The sequence below is a fragment of the Pseudoalteromonas sp. UCD-33C genome (assembly GCF_001306895.1).
Classification (GTDB): Bacteria; Pseudomonadota; Gammaproteobacteria; order Enterobacterales; family Alteromonadaceae; genus Pseudoalteromonas.
The window spans coordinates 440979-462948 of sequence record NZ_LJTB01000001.1 but is presented as its reverse complement, the minus strand read 5'-3'; the positions used below and the strand labels follow the sequence as shown (position 1 = coordinate 462948).

At 43.1% G+C, this 21970-nt stretch carries 18 protein-coding genes; 7 read left to right on the top strand and 11 right to left on the bottom strand.

The features are described 5' to 3' along the window. Positions 1-63 precede the first annotated feature (63 nt). From fis to rsmD, 8 genes are all read right to left on the bottom strand, one after another. On the bottom strand, positions 64-354 hold the full coding sequence (fis, locus tag AOG26_RS02010; RefSeq protein WP_002957804.1) for a DNA-binding transcriptional regulator Fis: 291 nt from the start codon (positions 352-354) through the stop codon (positions 64-66). Between the two features lie 21 nt (positions 355-375). Beyond that, a complete protein-coding gene (gene dusB, locus AOG26_RS02005; RefSeq protein ID WP_054560983.1) occupies positions 376-1347 on the bottom strand; it encodes a tRNA dihydrouridine synthase DusB in 972 nt (323 codons plus the stop codon). A gap of 270 nt (positions 1348-1617) precedes the next feature. Further along, entirely contained in the window at positions 1618-2499 is an 882-nt protein-coding gene (gene prmA / locus AOG26_RS02000) for a 50S ribosomal protein L11 methyltransferase (RefSeq protein WP_054560982.1), read from the bottom strand. A 64-nt stretch (positions 2500-2563) separates the two neighbouring features. Next, positions 2564-4420, bottom strand: coding sequence for an RNA polymerase sigma factor RpoD (rpoD, locus tag AOG26_RS01995; protein WP_054560981.1), 1857 nt, complete (start codon positions 4418-4420; stop codon positions 2564-2566). A 123-nt stretch (positions 4421-4543) separates the two neighbouring features. Then, positions 4544-6295: a DNA primase gene (dnaG, locus tag AOG26_RS01990; protein ID WP_054560980.1), complete on the bottom strand. Its 1752-nt coding sequence runs from the start codon at positions 6293-6295 to the stop codon at positions 4544-4546. A gap of 136 nt (positions 6296-6431) precedes the next feature. Next, complete coding sequence (locus tag AOG26_RS01985; protein WP_054551044.1) at positions 6432-6878, bottom strand: GatB/YqeY domain-containing protein; 447 nt, start codon at positions 6876-6878, stop codon at positions 6432-6434. 21 nt (positions 6879-6899) lie between these two features. Next, positions 6900-7115, bottom strand: a complete 216-nt coding sequence (gene rpsU / locus AOG26_RS01980; RefSeq protein ID WP_002957797.1) for a 30S ribosomal protein S21 — start codon at positions 7113-7115, stop codon at positions 6900-6902. A gap of 145 nt (positions 7116-7260) precedes the next feature. Next, entirely contained in the window at positions 7261-7878 is a 618-nt protein-coding gene (gene rsmD / locus AOG26_RS01975; RefSeq protein ID WP_054560979.1) for a 16S rRNA (guanine(966)-N(2))-methyltransferase RsmD, read from the bottom strand. Between the two features lie 209 nt (positions 7879-8087). Between rsmD and ftsY the strand changes: the two genes are divergently transcribed. The 5 genes from ftsY (at position 8088) to glsB (ending at position 13988) form a co-directional block, all read left to right on the top strand. Further along, on the top strand, positions 8088-10184 hold the full coding sequence (ftsY, locus tag AOG26_RS01970; protein ID WP_082401553.1) for a signal recognition particle-docking protein FtsY: 2097 nt from the start codon (positions 8088-8090) through the stop codon (positions 10182-10184). Between the two features lie 53 nt (positions 10185-10237). Next, positions 10238-10915, top strand: a complete 678-nt coding sequence (gene ftsE, locus AOG26_RS01965; RefSeq protein ID WP_054560978.1) for a cell division ATP-binding protein FtsE — start codon at positions 10238-10240, stop codon at positions 10913-10915. Next, positions 10912-11898: a permease-like cell division protein FtsX gene (gene ftsX / locus AOG26_RS01960; RefSeq protein WP_054551047.1), complete on the top strand. Its 987-nt coding sequence runs from the start codon at positions 10912-10914 to the stop codon at positions 11896-11898. Before ftsE ends, ftsX begins: the two co-directional genes overlap by 4 nt. A 225-nt stretch (positions 11899-12123) precedes the next feature. Further along, a complete protein-coding gene (gene rpoH / locus AOG26_RS01955) occupies positions 12124-12987 on the top strand; it encodes an RNA polymerase sigma factor RpoH (RefSeq protein ID WP_054551048.1) in 864 nt (287 codons plus the stop codon). Between the two features lie 80 nt (positions 12988-13067). Beyond that, positions 13068-13988, top strand: coding sequence for a glutaminase B (glsB, locus tag AOG26_RS01950; RefSeq protein WP_054560977.1), 921 nt, complete (start codon positions 13068-13070; stop codon positions 13986-13988). Positions 13989-13994: 6 nt separating this feature from the next. Here glsB and AOG26_RS01945 read toward each other — a convergent pair whose 3' ends face one another. Further along, positions 13995-15299 carry an inosine/guanosine kinase gene (locus AOG26_RS01945; RefSeq protein WP_054560976.1) on the bottom strand — a complete coding sequence of 435 codons (1305 nt, stop codon included), beginning with the start codon at positions 15297-15299 and terminating at the stop codon, positions 13995-13997. Positions 15300-15479: 180 nt separating this feature from the next. On the opposite strand from AOG26_RS01945, the gene tadA reads away from it, so the two are divergent. Beyond that, the gene (tadA, locus tag AOG26_RS01940) at positions 15480-15977 is read left to right on the top strand and encodes a tRNA adenosine(34) deaminase TadA (protein ID WP_054560975.1); all 498 of its coding nucleotides are present in this window, start codon (positions 15480-15482) and stop codon (positions 15975-15977) included. Here the strand turns inward: tadA and AOG26_RS20835 are convergent, their stop codons facing one another. Both AOG26_RS20835 and mltF read right to left on the bottom strand, forming a co-directional pair. Beyond that, positions 15978-16148, bottom strand: a complete 171-nt coding sequence (locus tag AOG26_RS20835) for a hypothetical protein (protein ID WP_200907850.1) — start codon at positions 16146-16148, stop codon at positions 15978-15980. It lies immediately after the preceding gene. Positions 16149-16250: 102 nt separating this feature from the next. After that, entirely contained in the window at positions 16251-17720 is a 1470-nt protein-coding gene (mltF, locus tag AOG26_RS01935; protein WP_054560974.1) for a membrane-bound lytic murein transglycosylase MltF, read from the bottom strand. A gap of 311 nt (positions 17721-18031) precedes the next feature. Between mltF and purL the strand changes: the two genes are divergently transcribed. Then, on the top strand, positions 18032-21916 hold the full coding sequence (gene purL, locus AOG26_RS01930) for a phosphoribosylformylglycinamidine synthase (protein ID WP_054560973.1): 3885 nt from the start codon (positions 18032-18034) through the stop codon (positions 21914-21916). Positions 21917-21970: the final 54 nt, after the last annotated feature.

The window sequence follows — 21970 nt, the reverse complement described above, 5'->3', positions numbered from 1 at the left end:
GATTAGTAAGCGTTTATTAGCAAAAAAATATGCTGGCTTACTACGAGTCCAATATAACCAGTATTAGTTCATGCCGTATTTTTTAAGCTTCTTACGTAAAGTACCACGGTTGATACCTAGTAAGATTGCAGCACGAGTTTGGTTACCACGCGTGTACGTCATTACTTCTTCAAGTAATGGTGCTTCTAGCTCAGAAAGAACAAGGTCGTATACGTCTTGTACGTCTTGACCATTAAGTTGCTTTAAGTAGTGATGAACAGCTTTTTTCACTGCATCACGCAACGGCTGTGGTTTCTCGTGTGACTGTACATGAGGGTTTGTGATAAATGGAGAAGTCACGTTTTGTTCGAACATCGTTATATGTCTCTTTCTTTCTTAGTTAGCTGCTAGTGTTTTAAAGTATTCTTCTAATGCGTCGACTTGTGCCTGTGGGTTATCTAACGCATTAAATACTCGCCTAAACTGACCGTCACTGTCATGGGTTTGCAAATACCAAGATACATGCTTTCGAGCGATACGCGCTCCCATTGGCTCCCCGTAAAACTGATGAAGATTGTCTAAATGCTCCATCAAAATGCTGCGCACTTCTGAAATTTCAGGTGCTGGCAAATGTTCTCCAGTTCGCAAATAGTGGTCTATCTCCCTAAAAATCCAAGGGCGACCTTGGGCGGCTCGACCAATCATAATGGCATCTGCACCCGTATAATCCAAAACCTGCTTTGCTTTTTCTGGTGAAGTAATATCACCATTGGCAACGACAGGGATAGACACTGAACGTTTAATATCCCTAATTGTGGCGTACTCTGCTTCACCTTTATACATACATGCGCGCGTTCGCCCGTGTACTGCCAGTGAGGCAATGCCATAACGTTCAGCTATTCTCGCAATCTCGACACCATTACGGTTATCCTGATCCCATCCGGTACGGATTTTTAAAGTGACAGGGACATCGACAGCATTAACAACGGCATCGAGTATCTCTTGTACTAATTCAGGAAACTGTAATAAGGCTGAGCCTGCGAGTTTCTTATTCACTTTTTTAGCTGGGCACCCCATATTGATATCTATGATCTGTGCACCATTGCTGACATTGAATTGTGCTGCCTGTGCCATAAGCTCAGGATCGGCTCCGGCGATTTGCACCGAACGAATTCCCGATTCACCGCTGTGATCCATACGGTTCATCGATTTTTCGGTTTTCCATACTTTCGGGTTTGACGAGAGCATTTCAGAAACAGCAAGGCCCGCACCTAAGCGACGGCAAAGTTGTCTAAATGGTCTGTCTGTAATGCCTGCCATTGGCGCGACAATTACATTGTTCTCAAGTTGGTATGAACCGATACGCACTGTTATTCAATTGGCCTCTTTTCAAGGGGCGCTAAGTTTACGGCTTTTTTAGCAAAAATCAAAGGCTATAAATTGAACAAAAGTGACTTTTTTTTGCCCTTTTCGTATTGACTTTTGATAACAGTTTGACGGGTAGGTTGATTTGTTTGTTATTTGAACAGAAAAATTTTTACTCACAAAAAAGTGAGAAACTACTAACTGTAAAAATAAGGTAAAGCCTGTTAAATACTGGCTTTACCTATTATGTTTGAGTAAATACTCTAGTGCTATTTAGGCTTTCTTGATGCCGCTTACTCGGGTCCATTCACCCTCAACAGCCACGTCATCAAGTGCTAAAAACGGGGCGTAAACATCGGCTACAGACTGAGCTTGTTCTTCTAAAATACCTGACATAGCAATTTTACCATTCGGTTTTAAAAGGCCTAAAATCACTTCATGTAGTTCGCGAAGTGGTTGAGCTAAGATGTTTGCAACCACAATATCGGCTGTAAATTCTGGCTGATCTTCAGGTAAATACACTTCAAGTTTATCTGCAACGCCATTACGTTTTGCATTATCGCGGCTTGCTTCAATAGCTTGAGGATCTATATCGATACCGATCATACGTTCAGCGCCGAGTTTGATCGCAGCAATTCCTAAAATACCTGAGCCACAACCAAAGTCGACCACAGTTTTACCTGTTAAATCTTGGCTTTCTAGCCATTTTAAACAAAGCGCAGTCGTTGCATGGGTACCTGTACCAAACGCAAGGCCTGGGTCGAGTAATACATTAACCGCATCAGGATCTGGAATATCGCGCCAGCTTGGGCAGATCCATAAGCGCTCACCGAATTGAATAGGGTGGAAGTTATCCATCCATTCACGTTCCCAATCTTTATCTTCAAGCTGTTCAATTTTATAAACGAGCTTATCGGCGAGTGTTGCTTCAGCATTTAATGTTGCTACTACGCTGTCCATATCATGGTTAGCGTCATACAGGCCAATCACAGTGGTATCAGCCCATAACTGCACAGTACCAAGTTTTGGCTCATAAATAGGGGTATCTTTGGCATCAACATAGGTGACTGACGCACTGCCAGTGTCCATGAGTAAGTCGCTGATTAATTCTGCGTTGTCTGCATTTGCGTTGATGCGAATTTGGATCCAAGCCATGAATATCTCTCGAATAGAAAAAAGGCCGCAACAGCGGCCTTTTAGTTAATAACGCGATACTAAATTACTTAGCATCTAAGAAGCTTTTCAGTAAGTCAGAGCGAGAAGGGTGACGTAATTTACGTAACGCTTTCGCTTCGATTTGACGAATACGCTCACGTGTTACGTCAAATTGTTTACCTACTTCTTCTAATGTATGGTCAGTGTTCATGTCGATACCGAAACGCATACGTAGTACTTTAGCTTCACGTGCTGTTAAGCCCGCTAGTACATCGTTTGTTGCGCCACGTAGTGATTCCATGGTTGCAGAATCAATAGGTGAGTCGATAGTGGTATCTTCAATGAAGTCACCTAAGTGCGAATCTTCATCATCACCGATTGGTGTTTCCATTGAAATTGGCTCTTTAGCGATTTTAAGTACCTTACGGATCTTGTCTTCAGGCATTAACATACGCTCAGCTAATTCTTCTGGGCTCGGCTCACGACCCATCTCTTGTAGCATTTGACGAGAGATACGGTTTAATTTGTTGATCGTCTCAATCATGTGCACAGGAATACGGATGGTACGTGCTTGGTCAGCAATCGAACGCGTGATTGCTTGACGGATCCACCATGTTGCATAAGTAGAAAACTTATAACCACGGCGGTATTCGAACTTATCAACCGCTTTCATTAGACCAATATTACCTTCTTGGATAAGGTCTAAGAACTGTAAACCACGGTTGGTGTATTTTTTCGCAATTGAAATTACAAGACGTAAGTTCGCTTCAACCATTTCTTTCTTCGCACGGCGAGCTTTCGCTTCACCAATACTCATGCGGCGGTTGATATCTTTAATTCGTTCGATGCTAAGGCCTGTGCTTTCTTCAATTGCACTTAGTTTGCTGATGCAACGAATGATTTCTGGTTTAACTGTTTCAAGTGCTACTGAGTATTTCTCGTTTGCAGCAATCTCAAGGTCAATCCAGCTTGTGTCTGTTTCGTTGTTAGCAAAGTGCTTGATAAAGCTCTTTTTCGGTAACTTAGCAATTTGTACAGCTTGTTTCATGATGATACGTTCTTGTACACGAACGCGGTCCATCATTTCACGCATGTTGTTAACCATGCGGTCAAACTGTTTTGGCACTAATTTAAAGGTTTTAAATAGTTCGCCTATTTCTGCAATAGCTTCAAGTGAATCCGGGTGCGAGCGACCTTTTTCTTCGAACGTTTCGCGTGCTTTGTTATAAAGCTCACGTAAGTTTTCGAAGTGAATACGAGCTTCTTCAGGATCTGGACCTGTGTCGCCATCGCTATCATCATCGTCATCACTGTCGTCATCTTCATCATCGTCTTCGTCGTCTTCTTCGTCGAGTTGCTCTTCGTTTAACTCAGAACCGATGTGTGTTGCAGAGATTTGTGATTCTTCTTCATTATTAGGATCAAAGAAACCAGAGATAATGTCGCTTAAGCGCATTTCTTCTGCTTCGAACTTGTCCCATTGCTCTAGTAGATAAGTAATTGCTTCAGGGTATTCAGCAACTGAAATCTGTACCTGGTTAATACCTTCCTCAATACGCTTAGCGATAACGATTTCGCCTTCACGCGTAAGAAGTTCAACAGTACCCATTTCACGCATATACATACGTACAGGGTCAGTTGTTCGACCGATCTCTTTTTCTACAGTCGCAAGTGCAGCTGCCGCGGCTTCTGCTGCGTCTTCGTCTGTCGTTGTTTCTTGCATCATTAATTCATCGGCATCAGGTGCGTTTTCACTTACCTTGATACCCATATCATTAATCATGCTAATGATATCTTCTACCTGATCTGAGTCGATAATGTCTTGTGGAAGGTGATCATTAACTTCTGCAAAAGTTAAATAACCTTGCTCTTTACCTTTTTGAATCAGAAGCTTTAATTGTGACTGAGGAGTTGGATCCATAGAGATTTATTCTTCCACTCTGAAAGTTGATACAACAGGCGCCAGCTCGCTTACTAATTAAGCGACACGAAAACTAACTAGACGCAGTGAATAGCACAGTATAACAGCATTATTCAATTCTGACTAGCTGTTGCTGCCTTTTAACGCTTGCGTCAGTAAGTGGCATTCTAGCCTTTCTTCGCTGCTTAAGCCTTGGGTCTTGTCTTTTATTAATAGGGTCTCTAGTCGATAATTTAAACACTGGTCTTCAATAAATTTAAAAGTATTTTTAAAAACCGTCTCTAAACGATCGTCATTTATTTGGTGCTGCCAAGTTGCTAGTTTCACTAACGCGTCATATTCAGCGCCATCCCTAAATGACTCTAAAATTTGCGCCGTCGTGATACCTTCACGTTCTAGTGCTAAGTGCTGAATGCGTAAAAATAACTCAATACCGGCTATTTTCATCTCAGCTAATTCTGGCATATAAGCAATGCTGGTCGCCAAATTTGGGTGTTGCAATAAAATACCAATCGCTTGACGCATTGGTGTTATTTTAAATTTACGCTCAATCGCATGCTGTTGCTTTGGCGACTTAACGCGATTATTTAACTGCTCTCTTGTTCGACCAATTAAACGGCCAAGATGTTCCAAAATATTTTCTTGGTAAAAATCACTAGGGATTTTTTCAATTAGTGGCAGGGCATCACTAAGGAGCTTTGCTTTACCTGCGTCTTGAGTAAGGTCTATCTCTTGGCTGAGCTTATTAAACAGCACCTTAGTAAAATCATCCGCTTCGCTTAACCTAGCTTCAAAAGCGTCTTTACCTTCTTTTTGTACCAGTGAATCAGGGTCTTCACCATCTGGTAAAAACACAAACTTTAACGACTTACCATCACCAAGATAAGGCAGTGCATTTTCTAGTGCACGCCAAGCTGCATCGCGACCTGCACGGTCACCGTCGTAGCAGCAAATCACTTTATCTGTGGTTCTAAATAAAGTGTGCATATGTTCTGCGGTCGTTGCTGTGCCAAGGGCGGCAACGGCATATTCGATGCCTTGCTCAGCTAAAGCAACAACATCCATATACCCTTCAACAATTAAAATATGTTCAAGTTTTTTATGTGCTTGCTTGGCTTCGTATAAACCATAAAGCTCAAAGCCTTTATGGAAAATACGGGTTTCTGGTGAGTTAAGGTATTTAGGACCTTGATCCGCTTGCATAACACGGCCACCAAAGGCAATCACCCGACCGCGTTTATCGCGAATAGGGAACATGAGTCGATCACGGAAGAAGTCAAATTGGCGACCAGGCGACTTTTCAGAGGCTAGTTTTAGTTCTACAAGCTGCTCTTTTTGCTCTTTGTTGCGGCCAAGTTGCTGGCATAGCGCTTCCCATTCACTTGGCGCATAACCAATCATGAATTTTTTCGCTGTTTCACCGCTTAAACCACGACCTTTGATATAGTCGATAACCGTTTTTGAGTTGGCATGATGCTTTAACTGATGCTGATAAAAGCGAGCAGCATGTAACATTAAATCGTAATCGGAGCGCTTTTGTTCTGCAGTGCGTTGCGGGCCGGAACTTGTGCCTTGTTCGCGAGGTACGTCTAAATTGAGCATACTCGCTAATTCTTCAATAGCATCAACGAACTCTAATTTGTCATATTCCATGACAAACGAAATTGCATTGCCATTGGCACCACAACCAAAGCAGTGGTAAAACTGTTTATCTTGAGAAACGGTAAATGAAGGTGATTTTTCGTTATGGAATGGGCAACAAGCTTGGTAGTCTTTACCTGCTTTTTTAAGGCCAACTCTCGAATCAATTAACTCAACAATATCTGTGCGAGCGAGTAAATCATCAATAAACTGTCGAGGGATCTTTCCGGCCATAGCTGTTGTATTTTCCTGCGCTATCTATGCGTTGTAAAATAAGATTTGAACACAATTACTGTGTTTATGAAAGACTAAAAGCAAGAAACCGAGCACTAGGCTCGGTTTGCTTGAATCATACATCTGTATGTGGGGGTTAGGCAGTTAATCGTTGCTTGATTAAGCCAGAAATCTTACCTAAATCGGCACGACCTTCAGCTTTGCTTTTGATAACTCCCATTACCTTACCCATGTCTTGCATACCCGCTGCATTTGTATCAGCTATAGCCGAGTCAATAAGAGCAATGATTTCTTCTTCACTCAATTGTTGAGGTAAGAATTCTTCAAGTGCTTTAATCTCACTGGCTTCAATTTCAGCTAAATCTTCACGACCCGCATCAATGTACTGGGTGTAAGAATCGCGACGTTGCTTAACAAGCTTTACTAAAACAGCGGTAATACCGTCGTCGTCAAGCGTAATTTGCTCATCAATTTCACGTTGCTTGATTGCAGCAAGTACCATGCGGATAGGTTTAAGACGTTCTTTGTCTTTTGCCTTCATCGCATCTTTTTGCGCATCTTTTAGCGTTAATAAAAGGCTCATTTATACAAGACCAAATACTGATTAGTATAATTTAACGCGACGTGCGTTATCGCGAGAAAGCTTCTTCATGTGACGCTTTACTGCAGCAGCTTTTTTACGCTTACGCTCAGCTGTTGGTTTTTCATAGTGCTCGCGACGACGAACTTCTGAAAGGATACCTGCTTTTTCACATGAACGCTTGAAGCGACGAAGTGCTACGTCAAACGGTTCGTTCTCTCTTACTTTAATTACTGGCATTAAAAATTCACCTACCTAAATAATGAGCGTTGCTCAAGTTGATCGAATAACGACCAAGTGGTTCAAAAATGGTGCGGTATTGTAATCCGAAGCAACACCACATGTAAAGAATAATATTAACAGAAACTAGGTTTGCAAAACAGAGTTAATTTGTCTCGCGTTGATATAGCCGACAAATCACTTGTCCGGCAGTTTTTTCTTTTAAAAGCATCCAGTTATCTGGGGTGTCTAAGTCGCTTAGTTCGCTTTCGACCTCAACATATATAAGTGCTTGGGCAGATAACCAGCTATTTTTTTCGAGTAAAAAACAACTTTTTTCAGCCAAGTTTTGTCGAAATGGCGGGTCAACAAAAATTAGATCAAATTGCTCGTTTTGCATGTTTTGTTCTAATAATGAAAGGCTATTGCCTTGTTTTACGACGGCATTATCCAATTTAAGGGTGCTAATGTTTTCTTTTAGTTGGCTAGCGGCACCTTTATCTAGTTCGAAAAACACAGCATGATCAGCAAAGCGCGATAACGCCTCAAAACCTAAACCGCCGGAACCGGCAAAGCAATCGAGTACCGCTGCGCCTCGGGTATCTTGCATTAGCCAGTTAAATACAGTTTCTTTTATTCGGTCTGTGGTTGGGCGCAAGCCTTGCACATCTTTTACGGGTAATTTTCTACCGCGAAATTGCCCACTAATAATACGAATAAATCCATTTGCTGATTTATTGTTCGCTGCTTTTGCTTGGCGGTTAGCTGTTGATTTTTTTCTCATTTAACTCACTAATCATTGGTAACTGACCACTAGCTCAGATAATATTGTATGCAATAGCTAGCGTGTCATTTTTCTACTGCGCTAAAAGTGATAGTATTGCGACCTTAGCGATAGATGGTACCTGTTTATGTTTGGCTAAAAAGCTGAACTGTCACCAAACTATTATTCATGTAAGTTTATCAGATTTTTATAAGTGGTTATTAGCAAGTATGGCAAAAAAAAGTAAATTCCTGTCTTGGTTTGGTTTTGGCAAATCAGATAAGCAACAAGCAGAGCAAGCAGCAAAAGAGGCTGATAACCAGAAGCAAATAGAAGAACAACAGCGAATTGAAGCCGAAAAGGCTGAAGCTGAACGTTTAGAACAAGAGCGTATCGCTGCTGAAAAAGCAGAAGCGGAGCGTTTAGAGCAAGAGCGAATCGCTGCAGAAAAGGCAGAGGCTGAACGTTTAGAGCAAGAGCGTATCGCTGCTGAAAAAGCAGAAGCTGAACGTTTAGAACAAGAGCGTATCGCTGCTGAAAAGGCTGAGGCGGAGCGTTTAGAACAAGAGCGTGTTGCTGCAGAGAAGGCAGAAGCGGAACGTTTAGAGCAAGAACGCATTGCGGCAGAAAAAGCAGAAGCTGAGCGTTTAGAGCAAGAACGTGTTGCTGCAGAAAAGGCAGAAGCAGAACGTTTAGAGCAAGAACGCATTGCGGCAGAACAAGCAGAAGCTGAACGTTTAGAGCAAGAACGCATTGCGGCAGAACAAGCAGAAGCTGAACGTTTAGCTCAAGAACAGCAGGCGGCAGAACAACAACGTCAAGAACAACAAGCTCGTCTTGCTGAGCAAGAAGCAGCAATGAAATTAGAGCAAGAGCGTGCTGCAGCAGAACTGGCACAGCGTGAAGCCGAGCAAGTTGCTGCGCAGAAGGCCGAGGCAGAACGTCTAGAGCAAGAACGCATTGCTGCAGAAAAGGCAGAATCGGAACGTTTAGAGCAAGAACGCATTGCTGCAGAGAAGGCAGAAGCGGAGCGCTTAGAACAAGAACGCATTGCTGCAGAAAAAGCAGAAGCGGATCGTCTAGAGCAAGAACGTATTGCTGCAGAGAAAGCAGAGGCGGATCGTTTAGAACAAGAACGTATTGCTGCAGAAAAAGCAGAAGCGGATCGTCTAGAGCAAGAACGTATTGCTGCAGAGAAAGCAGAGGCGGATCGTTTAGAGCAAGAACGCATTGCTGCAGAAAAGGCAGAAGCGGAGCGTTTAGAACAAGAACGCATTGCTGCAGAGAAGGCAGAAGCGGAGCGCTTAGAGCAAGAACGCATTGCTGAAGAACAAGCAGAAGCTGAGCGTTTAGAGCAAGAGAAAGCTGCTCAAGCCGCTGCTGAAAAACCAAAGAAAGAAGGTTTCTTCGCACGCCTTAAAAAAGGTCTATTAAAAACTCGCGTTAATATTGGTTCAGGCTTTGCGTCTATTTTTAGTGGTAAGAAAATTGACGATGAGTTATTTGAAGAACTAGAAACACAATTACTAACAGCCGATTTAGGTGTTGATACAACAATGAAGTTGATTGATAACCTAACCGATGCCGCTGATCGTAAGCAATTAAAAGATGGCGATGCTTTATATGAGTTAATGAAGCAAGAAATGGCTAGTATGCTTAAAACCGCCGAGCAGCCGCTGGTTGTAAGTGGTGACAAAAAGCCATTTGTTATCTTAATGGTGGGTGTAAATGGTGTAGGTAAAACCACCACGATTGGTAAATTAGCTAAGCAGTTCCAAAGCGAAGGTAAGTCAGTGATGCTTGCTGCCGGAGATACGTTCCGCGCTGCAGCGGTTGAGCAGCTGCAAGTATGGGGTGAGCGTAATAGCATCCCAGTGATTGCTCAGCATACAGGTGCAGACAGTGCGTCAGTGGTATTTGATGCATTTCAGGCTGCAAAGGCTCGTAATGCTGATGTGTTAATCGCTGATACAGCAGGTCGCTTGCAAAATAAAGATAACCTAATGCAAGAGCTTGAAAAAATTGCCCGTGTAATGAAGAAAATTGACCCAGATGCGCCGCATGAAGTTATGCTAACTATTGATGCAGGTACAGGTCAAAATGCAATTAGCCAAGTTAAATTATTTAATGAATGTGTTGGTTTAACGGGCATTACTTTATCTAAACTAGATGGTACCGCTAAAGGTGGTGTGATTTTCGCCGTTGCAGATAAATTTAATATCCCAATTCGTTACATTGGTGTTGGTGAAGGTATTGATGATTTACGTACCTTTAATAGTGGTGACTTTATTGATGCACTATTTAGCCAAGACGAGGATGACGCATAATTAACTAAAGGGAGCTTGCTCCCTTTTTCGCTGCAAGATGATTGATAACTAAAATGATAAATTTTCAGCAAGTCAGTAAAACATATCCAGGTGGCCATCGTGCCCTTGAAAAAGTCAGCTTTCATATTAAGCCTGGTGAACTGGCCTTTTTAACCGGGCACAGTGGGGCAGGTAAAAGTACATTATTGAAGCTTATCAGCTTGATGGAGCGTCCATCAGCCGGGCAGGTGCTTATTAATGGTGTTGATTTAAATGCTGTTAAATCGCGCCAGATCCCTTATGTGCGCCGCGATATTGGTATCATCTTTCAGAATCACCGCTTACTAGAACGTTACTCAGTGTTTGATAATGTTGCCTTACCTTTAATCATTGAAGGTACGCACCATAAGCAAATAGCTAAACGTGTTCACGGTGCGCTTGATAAAGTCGGGTTACTTGATAAAGCTAAGTGTAATCCAGCAACCTTATCAGGTGGTGAGCAGCAGCGTGTTGGTATTGCTCGCGCTATCGTTAATTCACCGCCAATCCTATTAGCCGATGAACCAACTGGTAACTTAGACCCTGAACTTTCGATGGACATTTTACGTTTATTCGAAGACTTTAATAATCATGGTACAACCGTGCTGATTGCAACCCATGATATTGGCTTAATTGCGCGTATGCGTTATCGCAGTCTAACACTTAAAGATGGCCGTATGATTGACGATCCGTTAGCTGAGGGGGCACTATGAGTTTATTGTTTAAAAGCCGCAACAGCCAAAACGAACGTCAGAAGAAGTCATTTTTAGCAGCGCCTTATTTCTTCTTTATTAATCTTATTCGCCAAGGTGTGCACAGCCTCGGTGAAATGTGGCGAACGCCTTTAGCCTCATTGATGACCATTGCGGTATTGGGGTTAAGCTTAACACTGCCAGCGACGCTTTATTTAGTGGTTAAAAATGTCTCGCAAGTGAGCAGTGGCTTTGAAGATGCCGCAGAGATCTCGTTGTTCGTAAAAGAAACTATGAGCGAACAGCAAACGCAAACCCTTGTTAAGCGTTTAGCACTCTACCCTGAAGTAGATAAAGTGGAGTTTATATCAAAAGGCGATGCCCTCACTGAATTTAAACAAGTATCAGGATTTGGCCAAGCACTTGAATATTTAGATGCGAACCCGTTACCTGATGTTGTTATTGTTACGCCGACAGCACGATACCGTCAGCCAAATACGGCAAAACAATTACTGCAAAAGCTTGAAGGCGAAAGAGAAGTTGATTTTGGTAAACTCGATATTGCTTGGCTTGAGCGATTAAATGCACTTTTAAGTTTATTAAAAGAAAGCGTGATCACCATTGCTCTACTATTATTAACCTCCGTCACCCTGATCATTGGTAATACTATCCGCTTATCAATCATGGATAAGAAAGATGAAATTCAAGTGATGAAGTTAGTTGGGGCGACAAATACCTTTATTCATGCACCATTTTTATGGACAGGTATTTGGTATGGTATTATTGGCGGTTTATTCTCTTTTATTTGTGTAGCATTAATGATGTGGTGGCTTGGTGCTGCTGTAAGTGATGTGGCGGGTGTTTATGAAACCAGCTTTGACTTAATTGGTTTAACTCTCACAGAGTTTGGCATTTTAGTCGCTCTTGCAACAGGCTTAGGATTTGTTGGTTCTTACCTATCAGTTAACCGCTACATAAAAGAAATTGAACCCGATAAAGTGTAACAATTCGTTGTTACACTGCTCTTTTAGCTATAAAAAGTAGTCGCTGTTAATTTATCAAAATATCACTCCAAGCTAGAATTCATCGCTTATTCAGCGTGTTAGCGTAGACTAAAAATAGATACAAAAACCACTTGATTTGAACTTTAAAAAAGTTTTTAATTGAAGTTAGCACTCTCGCTTAAAGAGTGCTAAGATGGTTTCAAATGTTTATCACTGAGGTGAAAAATGAGTAAAGATTTATACGCAATGGCACTTACTGCAGGTCAACAGAGCGCAAGTATGGACGGCTACCTTCAAGCGGTTAGCACTATTCCTATGCTTGATGCAGAGAAAGAAAAGCAGTTGGCGACACGTCTTCAGGAAGAAGGTGATCTTGAAGCTGCGAAGCAACTCATTATGTCGCATCTACGCTTTGTTGCTCATATTGCGAAAAGCTATTCAGGTTACGGCTTACCGCAAGCTGATTTAATTCAGGAAGGTAACATCGGTCTGATGAAAGCGGTAAAACGTTTCGACCCAAGTGTAGGTGTTCGCTTAGTTTCATTCGCAGTACACTGGATCAAAGCTGAAATTCATGAATACGTACTTAAAAACTGGCGTATCGTGAAAGTTGCAACTACAAAAGCGCAACGTAAATTATTCTTCAACCTACGTAAAAACAAAAAGCGTTTAGGTTGGTTTAACCAAGCTGAGGTTAGCACAGTTGCTAATGAGCTAGGTGTAAGTGAAAAAGAAGTACGTGAGATGGAATCACGTATGAGTGGCCAAGATATGGGCTTTGACTTAACGGGCGACGACAATGACGACGCACCGACAAGCACATACTCGCCAGTACAGTATTTAACAGATGGCAGTGCTGACCTTGCTGATGATATCGAAGAGCAGCAATGGCAAGAACAGTCTCATGCACGTTTATTCAGCGCCTTAAAAACCCTTGATGAACGTTCTCAAGACATCGTAAGTGCACGTTGGTTAGCTGACGATAAAGCGACATTACAAGAGCTTGCTGAGAAATATAACGTTTCAGCAGAGCGTGTTCGCCAGCTAGAAAAAACAGCAATGAAAAAACTGCAATCAGCGATGAGCTAATAGCAATCGCTATAGCAAACCATCTTTAGTAGACTACAAAGCCTCGCAAATGCGGGGCTTTTTGTTTTAAAGGACGCGGTATGTCACAGATTGATTATCAACATGTATTAGATGAAATCACAAAAGAAGTTCAACCATTACTGAGCCAAGGTAAGGTTGCTGATTATATTCCTGCGCTTGCAGAGGTTGAGCCAAACCAGTTTGCCATTGCTATTCATACAGTAGATGGGCAAACCTATTGCGCGGGTGATTGTAGTGCACGTTTTACAATTCAATCTGTTTCGAAAGTAATGACCTTAACTTTAGCACTTCAGCGTTATGGTGATGAGCTGTGGCAACGAGTCGGTAAAGAGCCTTCAGGCACCGCTTTTAACTCACTTACACAGCTTGAGTTTGAACAGGGCATACCACGCAACCCATTTATTAATGCCGGCGCGATTGTCACCTGTGACGCGTTATATAGTCGTTTATCTGCGCCGATGCACTCTATGCTTGAGTCGTTTCGCCAGTTATCAGGAAATGCTCAGGTTGTTATTGATAAGAAAGTGGCAAATTCTGAATATGAGTTTCGTCATCGCAACGCCGCGATGGGGCATCTAATGAAGTCATTCGGCAACTTTAATAATGAAGTTGATGATGTGTTATGGGCTTACTTCAACTTTTGTGCCATAGAGTTAAACTGCGTAGAATTAGCAAAAGCCTACAATTACTTAGCAAACCAAGGTAAAGATGCCAATGGCCAAGAAGTGCTCAGTGCAAGGCAAAATAAGCAGTTAAACTCGTTACTGTTTACCAGTGGTTTATACGATGCTGCTGGGGATTTTGGCTACCGTGTTGGTATGCCGGGTAAGTCAGGGGTATCTGGTACTATATTAGCTGTGTTACCGAATCAATTTACTGTGGCTGTGTGGGCGCCAAGACTTAACTCGTATGGTAACTCAGTAGCTGGGATAGCGGCTCTTGAGCGTTTATCCCAGAAACTGGATATTTCGATTTTTTAGTTGCTGTTACTGATCCCAGTAAACTTGCTCTAAACAATCTTCACGTTCAGGTAAGCCACGAGATAAACGTGGCGAGTGCTGAACAAGTACTTCATAACTTGCACGGTTAGCGTATTTACTAATTTGTGCAAGCGATGAGTAGGTCATAGCAGGTTGCTGATGCTTCGCTGAGTTTGCCACATTAAGTTTGTGGTAAACGTTTGCTGATAAGTCATGCAGTACCGCAGCTAGCGCACAGTCGCCCGCACCATTGGTATTTTTAATACTATCTGGGCCGCCCATAAACGGTGCTGTATGGCTGTACGCACGAATAGGGTTTTGGCAGTCGTCTTTACGCATTGCGCGCGAAAATTCATAACGGTTAAAGTCAGCAATCGCGCCTGGTAATAGCGGGTATTCTGTTTCACGCTTGAATGAGTCGTCTACGTAACCGGCCATAAATAAGCCTTTTTCGCCAGCCGTACAAATAACTAAATCAGTCCAATCTAGCGCTTTGTCGGCAGCTAGAAGCGGATCTTCAAAGCCAGTAATCGCAAGGCCTTCTTCTTCATTCATAGCAAGAATATCAACATGCTCTTTTACAAAGTCAGCCCACCAAGCAGGGTCTTGTTCAATTAGGAACTTAGTGCCAAGGGTTAAAACCACAGGGACACCTGCATCATTGGCATATTTTACTGCCTGCATGGTGGCTTCTGTCATGGTTTCATCACCTTGAGTACGCATTAGGTATGCGCTGATAACCAGTGCTGATGAATTCTCAATAAGTGCTTGATCGATTGATTCAGGGCGCAGGTGGTTCATAAGCCCCGCGCTGATTGCGAAGGTACGCTCACCGGTCTCGTCAATTAAGGTAAAACAACGACCAATTGGGCCATCTACAGGCTGAAGGTAGTCAAGGTCAACGCGGCTAGAGGTGTTACATAAAAAACGGTATGCATAGCTGCCGATTTTGATATTTTCACTCATTACCCCTAACAGTACTGATCGGTCGTCAGCTAGGGTAGAGTAGTTGTGCATGGTGTTACCTACCGTACCACCGGCAAACTCATAATCGATCATATTGTCGAGTTTTAGTCTGTCGTATAGCGCGTTGGTAATATCGTTATCGATCACTTGCGACATGCCACGGCGCAATTGAAATTCATCTAGGAAAGCTTGATCAACTTTCGCTTCAATATCTACCACAATTTGGTCGATACCCGTAATATAACTACGTTGTAGTCGGTCGGTTGAGTTAAGTTGATTCGTCAGTGGATCTTTGGCTTCCACCGGAAAATAATGTTTATGCCTGCGGCGTCCAGGAAATTTCATTTGCTACCCGTGTTGTAAGCTAAATAAAAAAAGCGCGAGATTATAGCGCAATATGGGTCCATTGAGCCATGAAAAAGCCACTAAATTTTGCGTTAATTTTTAAGTGTAGCAGTATTTATTGCCGACATTTTTCACTAACTAGGTATAATTACTCACAGTTTTACAAGATTTGTGTGATATATGAGCGAACAATTTAGCGACCAATATTGGATGGAAAAAGCATTAAACTACGCTAATGAAGCGGCTGCGATTAATGAAATTCCGGTTGGTGCTGTGCTGGTAAAAGACAATCAACTGATCTCCTATGGTTATAACCGCTCAATTATCGATAACGACCCATCCGCTCATGCTGAAATGATGGCAATCCGCGAAGCAGGTAAAGTACTTAATAACTACCGATTAATCGATTGCACCCTGTATGTAACGTTAGAACCTTGTTCTATGTGCGCAGGCCTGTTGGTACATAGCCGCATTAAGCGATTGGTATTTGGTGCTAAAGATGCCAAAACGGGATCGGCAGGATCAATTATGAATCTGCTGCAAGAGCCTAGGCTTAATCATCAAGTTGAAGTAACCGGCGATGTTATGAGTGAGCAGTGTGGGGCGGTGATATCTGCGTTTTTTAAGCGTCGTAGAGAAGAGAAAAAGGCGGCAAAGCAGGCTGCTCGCAACGCCTAGTTATACAACCGGCGTTGCAGGAACTTGTGCTTCCATTAACTGCATCGCAAATAAGCGGCGACGCCAAATAACTTTTTTGTGTGTATTACGTAGCATGATACGACGGCGGGTCGCCGTTGAGTAAATAACATTACGCTTGAACTTATGTGACGTACGTCTTCTTTTTAACATGAGTGCTCCTTAAGTGAGAGTAAAGCATGGCATGGTCCATTCCATTTCTAATAAAAGATAATGATCATTTGATGACAAGTAAACAGATTTCGGTGCTTGAGGTTAGTTGTTTTCTAATTCTTGCTGCTCTGAGTTGGTTTGTTGCGTGTTGTCATTTGGCTTTGGCTCGCTTGCTTGCGCTTCAGGTTGAGCTTCTTCAGTGCTTTGTTCTTTTTCGCTTGGGTTAGCAATCGCATCATTTTCATCAAGCCAAACCAGTGCGTCGTAATAGCGACGGATATTATCAACGTACTTTACTGCAACATCGCCACGGGCATAACCATATTTGGTTTTTCGATAGTAGCGCTTTTTAATTAAAAGCGGTAAGCGCTTTTTAACATCAGCCCATTTATCTGGGCTTGCACCTTCTTGCTCGGTAATAATGCGTGCGTCGTTGACGTGTCCCCAGCCAACATTGTAAGAGGCTAAGGCAAACCAGGTTCTGTCGGGCTGCGGAATGCGTTCAGGGATCCAAGAAATCACTTTGGCAAGATACTGCGCACCGCCTTTAATATTTTGCTCAGGCTCTAGTCGATTTGTTACGCCGACCTGTTTTGCTGTTGCTTGGGTTAGCATCATTATGCCACGTACACCGGTTGGTGACTTAGCCCTTGGGTTCCACATTGATTCTTGATAACTCAAAGCTGCCAGTAATCGCCAGTCTATGTTACCTGCGTATTGCTCAAACCAAGGTTGGTATTTAGGTAAGGTGTCTTTTATTGCTTCGATATAAGCAAGCGTGTTCACATAGTTAAACTGACGAACATGGCCGAAGTATTTTTCTTCTAACACATAAAGCTGGTTGCTTTTCTTAACGTCGCCAAAAAATGGCACCATCAAGGCATATAAAGAGTCGTCACCATCTTTTCTTAGTAACCAAGCGATAGGGTCGTTACGGGTAACCGAAAAGCCGATACTCAAATTTGGGTGATAGCGGCGAAACAGCGATAAGGTGTGTGAATCTGCTAGGGTGTAATCAATTTCACCGTCGATAACTGCTTGCAGAAGCTCTTCTTCATCCATGTCTTCTGTTTCGTTCCAGCTAAGTTCAGGATGCAATTGTTTTAATTGCTGTAGTGCCAACGAGTGGCTGCTTTTGGCTAAAACAGTGAGATTACCGGTTAAATCCTCAAACTCTCGAGGGCGAGTACGGCCTTGTTTATAAACTAATTTTTGGCTAATTGTTCGGTAGGTTGGGCCAAATCGATAATGCTCTGCCCGAATCGTATTATAGGTAAGACCTGAAGCTATAATATCTAAATCGCCACTTTCTAAGCGTGCGAACATATCGGATAGATTAAAAAAGGGCACCATCTCGAGCTCTACACCAACATAGTCAGCAAACTCTTGGGCAAGCTCATATTCAAAGCCTTGCACACCTTGTGGAGCCTGATAGTAGTTACTCGCGCCAGCTAATGTGCCTACTCTAATTTTGTTCTGTGCCTTGATATGAGCAAGTTGCGACGGTTGCTGTTGCATATCACACGCACATAACATGAGCACTAAACTAAAAATAGCGAGTAACTTTTGCATAGATTATAAATGCCCCTTAAACCATTACCTTAGTGTTATAACAAAACTTCTAAGCCACGTCACTTGGCGAATAGTTTTAGTTATCTATTTAAAAATTAATAACTATAACAAGGCTGCTAGCAGATAAGTCATACAGAACAAGAACCTGCGAAGAAATAAGGACGACTAAGATAGTTAATTGCTGCAACCATAAAAGCGGTTATGAAGATTATTTAAATAAAAGCGTAATTTTGAGTTAAATCTAGACGTTATTTGCACTATAATATGCGCCTAAAATATCGTTCAATCCCTAACCCCGGATGAAAATACCTATGTTGATCCTTCGTGGTGCACCAGCACTTTCCGATTTTAGAGTTCAGAAAATTTTAGCGCGTTGCCAACAGGCACAACTTCCAGTCACTGACGTTTATGCTGAGTTCATGCATTTTGCTGATCTTACAGCCGAGCTTTCAGCTGATGAGCAAACCAAGCTGGAAAAACTGCTTACTTATGGTCCAACAATTGCTGAGCATACCCCTGCTGGCACGTTAATTCTTGTAACGCCGCGTCCAGGTACTATCTCGCCTTGGGCATCAAAAGCAACTGACATCGCACATAACTGTGGCTTAAGCCAAGTTCACCGTGTTGAGCGTGGTATTGCATACTACGTAGAAGGTAATTTATCAGTTGAGCAAACAGCTGAAGTTGCAGCGTTATTACATGACCGTATGACTGAAGCAACGCACGCGGATATGGCTGATGCAGCTAAATTATTCCGTCACGATGAGCCGCGTCCAATGTCATCAGTTGACATTTTAGGTGGTGGCCGTGAAGCGCTTGCTAAAGCAAACGTTGAGCAAGGTTTTGCGCTTGCAGATGACGAAATTGATTACTTGGTAGAAAACTTCCAAAAGTTAGGGCGTAACCCGAACGACATCGAATTATTCATGTTTGCGCAAGCAAACTCTGAGCATTGTCGTCACAAAATCTTTAACGCCGATTGGACAATTGATGGCATCGAACAGCCAAAATCATTGTTCAAAATGATCAAAAACACTTACGAGCAAAACCCTGAAAACGTACTATCTGCATATAAAGATAACGCAGCGGTAATGAAGGGGTCGTTAGCAGGTCGTTTCTTCCCTAATGTTGAAGGTGAGTACGCGTACCATCAAGAAAACATCGAAATCTTGATGAAAGTTGAAACTCACAACCACCCAACAGCGATTGCGCCATTCTCAGGTGCATCAACAGGTTCTGGTGGTGAGATCCGTGATGAAGGTGCAACAGGCCGCGGCTCTAAACCTAAAGCTGGTTTAGTTGGCTTCACTGTATCTAACCTACGTATTCCTGGTTACGAGCAGCCATGGGAAACAGACTTCGGTAAGCCTGGTCGTATCGTTAATGCACTTGATATCATGACTGAAGGTCCATTAGGTGGCGCGGCATTCAATAACGAGTTTGGTCGCCCTAACTTACTTGGTTACTTCCGTACATACGAAGAGAAAGTATCAAGCCATAACGGTGAAGAAGTACGTGGTTACCACAAGCCAATCATGCTTGCCGGTGGTTTAGGTAACATTCGTTCTGAACATGTTCAAAAAGGTGAAATCCCTGTAGGTGCTAAGCTAATTGCACTAGGTGGTCCGGCAATGAACATCGGTCTTGGTGGTGGTGCTGCGTCTAGTATGACTTCAGGTCAATCAAACGAAGACTTAGACTTTGCATCGGTACAGCGTGAAAACCCAGAAATGGAACGTCGTTGTCAGGAAGTTATCGATAAATGTTGGCAGCTAGGTGATGCAAACCCAATCGCTTTCATCCACGATGTGGGTGCAGGTGGTCTTTCAAACGCATTCCCTGAGCTTGTAGACGACGGTGGTCGTGGTGGTAAATTCCAACTTCGTGACATTCCAAACGATGAGCCGGGTATGGCACCACACGAAATTTGGTGTAACGAATCTCAAGAGCGTTACGTATTAGCTGTTGCAGCAGAAGACTTCGCGCGCTTCGAAGCAATCTGTAAACGTGAGCGTGCAGAATACGCTGTTATTGGTGAAGCAACAGAAGAGCGTCACTTAACGGTTGAAGATAGCCACTTCGGTAACAACCCAGTTGATCTTCCGCTTGATGTTTTACTTGGTAAAGCACCAAAAATGCATCGTGAAGTTGAATCGAAAAAAGCGCAATCTCAACCATTAGACGTTGCTAACATTGATGCTGCAGACGCTGCACAGCGTTTATTACGCTTACCAACGATTGCTGAGAAAACATTCTTAATCACCATTGGTGACCGTACGGTAACGGGTTTAGTTGCGCGTGACCAAATGGTAGGTCCTTGGCAGGTGCCAGTAGCAAACTGTGCGGTAACAGCCGCTGCGTTTGATACTTACCACGGTGAAGCAATGTCATTAGGTGAACGTACACCAGCTGCACTTTTAAACTACGGTGCTTCTGCTCGTTTAGCTGTGGCTGAGTCACTAACGAACATCGCGTGTGCGAACATTGGTGGCCTTGAAAATATCAAGCTATCTGCAAACTGGATGGCTGCAGCAGGCCACCCAGGCGAAGATGCGGGTCTTTACGAAGCTGTAAAAGCGGTAGGTGAAGAGCTTTGTCCGGCGCTCGGTTTAACTATTCCTGTGGGTAAAGACTCAATGTCGATGAAAACTCAATGGGATGAAAACGGCGAGCAAAAATCGGTTACTGCACCATTATCATTGATCATTACTGCCTTTGGTCGTGTTGAAGATGTGCGTAAAACCGTAACGCCACAGCTACGTACTGATAAAGGTGAGTCATCACTATTATTAGTTGATTTAGGTGCGGGTCAAAACCGTATGGGCGCATCAAGCCTTGCACAGGTTTATAAGCAACTAGGGGATGTAACGCCTGACGTTGATAACCCTGTATTATTAAAAGGCTTCTACGAAGCAATGCAAGCGCTTGTTGCTGATAACAAGCTACTTGCTTACCATGACCGTTCAGACGGTGGTTTATTCACTACGGTTGCTGAAATGGCATTTGCTGGTCACACGGGTGTTACTGTTGACCTTGCTGGCTTAACAGGTTCAGACATCGAAGCGCTTTACAATGAAGAGCTAGGTGCGGTTATCCAAGTGGCAAACGCTGACTTAGACGCAGTTAAAGCCGTTCTTGCAGACCATGGCTTAGCAGCTATCAGCCATGAAATTGGCGCACTAAACGCTGATGATCGTGTGGTATTCACTCGTGGTGATGATGTGGTTCTTAACCACACGCGTACTGAGCTTCGTACTATGTGGGCAGAAACAACTTACCAAATGCAAGCACGTCGCGATAACCCTGAGTGTGCTAAGCAAGAGTTTGACGCTAAGTTTGACGCAAAAGACCCTGGTCTTAATGTAAAACTAAACTTTGACTTAAACGAAGATGTTGCAGCGCCTTACATTGCAACAGGTGCGAAGCCGAAAATGGCGATTCTACGTGAGCAAGGCGTTAACTCTCACTTAGAAATGGCTGCGGCATTTAACCGTGCAGGTTTTGCTGCGGTTGACGTGCACATGAGCGACATTCTTGAAGGTCGTTTAACACTTGAGCAATTTAAAGGCTTAGTGGCATGTGGTGGTTTCTCTTACGGTGACGTATTAGGTGCAGGTGAAGGCTGGGCTAAGTCAATCTTATTTAATGAGATGGCGCGTGAGCAGTTCCAAAGCTTCTTCCACCGCGAAGATACATTCAGCTTAGGTGTGTGTAATGGCTGTCAAATGCTTTCAACATTGAAAGAATTGATCCCGGGCACTGAGCACTGGCCTCGTTTCGTAACGAATAAGTCAGAGCGTTTTGAAGCTCGCTTTAGCCTTGTAGAAGTACAAGAAAACCCATCGGTATTCTTTAACGGTATGGCAGGTTCACGTATGCCTATCGCTGTTTCTCACGGTGAAGGTCATGCTGAGTTCGCAAACGGTGATGCAGTTAAAGCAGCGCTTGAATCAGGTACTGTGGCAGTGAAGTTTGTTGATAACTACGGTAACCCAACAACGCAATACCCAGCTAACCCGAATGGCTCGCCAGAAGGTATCACAGGTATTACCTCAACTGATGGCCGTGCAACGGTTATGATGCCGCACCCAGAGCGTGTATTCCGTACTGTTGCTAACTCATGGCACCCAGATGAGTGGACTGAGGATAGCCCATGGATGCGTATGTTCCGCAACGCTCGTAAAAACGTTGGCTAGAACTTAATTATGTGCCTAGCTATACAAGCTAGGTTCATACAAACCGTTTAAACT

Bases quoted from the DNA above. Each gene is read 5' to 3' on its own strand.
- fis (WP_002957804.1), bottom strand. From the start codon at position 354: ATGTTCGAACAAAACGTGACTTCTCCATTTATCACAAACCCTCATGTA.
- prmA (WP_054560982.1), bottom strand. From the start codon at position 2,499: ATGGCTTGGATCCAAATTCGCATCAACGCAAATGCAGACAACGCAGAA.
- rpoD (WP_054560981.1), bottom strand. From the start codon at position 4,420: ATGGATCCAACTCCTCAGTCACAATTAAAGCTTCTGATTCAAAAAGGT.
- dnaG (WP_054560980.1), bottom strand. From the start codon at position 6,295: ATGGCCGGAAAGATCCCTCGACAGTTTATTGATGATTTACTCGCTCGC.
- AOG26_RS01985 (WP_054551044.1), bottom strand. From the start codon at position 6,878: ATGAGCCTTTTATTAACGCTAAAAGATGCGCAAAAAGATGCGATGAAG.
- rpsU (WP_002957797.1), bottom strand. From the start codon at position 7,115: ATGCCAGTAATTAAAGTAAGAGAGAACGAACCGTTTGACGTAGCACTT.
- rsmD (WP_054560979.1), bottom strand. From the start codon at position 7,878: ATGAGAAAAAAATCAACAGCTAACCGCCAAGCAAAAGCAGCGAACAAT.
- ftsY (WP_082401553.1), top strand. From the start codon at position 8,088: ATGGCAAAAAAAAGTAAATTCCTGTCTTGGTTTGGTTTTGGCAAATCA.
- ftsE (WP_054560978.1), top strand. From the start codon at position 10,238: ATGATAAATTTTCAGCAAGTCAGTAAAACATATCCAGGTGGCCATCGT.
- ftsX (WP_054551047.1), top strand. From the start codon at position 10,912: ATGAGTTTATTGTTTAAAAGCCGCAACAGCCAAAACGAACGTCAGAAG.
- rpoH (WP_054551048.1), top strand. From the start codon at position 12,124: ATGAGTAAAGATTTATACGCAATGGCACTTACTGCAGGTCAACAGAGC.
- glsB (WP_054560977.1), top strand. From the start codon at position 13,068: ATGTCACAGATTGATTATCAACATGTATTAGATGAAATCACAAAAGAA.
- AOG26_RS01945 (WP_054560976.1), bottom strand. From the start codon at position 15,299: ATGAAATTTCCTGGACGCCGCAGGCATAAACATTATTTTCCGGTGGAA.
- tadA (WP_054560975.1), top strand. From the start codon at position 15,480: ATGAGCGAACAATTTAGCGACCAATATTGGATGGAAAAAGCATTAAAC.
- AOG26_RS20835 (WP_200907850.1), bottom strand. From the start codon at position 16,148: ATGTTAAAAAGAAGACGTACGTCACATAAGTTCAAGCGTAATGTTATT.
- mltF (WP_054560974.1), bottom strand. From the start codon at position 17,720: ATGCAAAAGTTACTCGCTATTTTTAGTTTAGTGCTCATGTTATGTGCG.
- purL (WP_054560973.1), top strand. From the start codon at position 18,032: ATGTTGATCCTTCGTGGTGCACCAGCACTTTCCGATTTTAGAGTTCAG.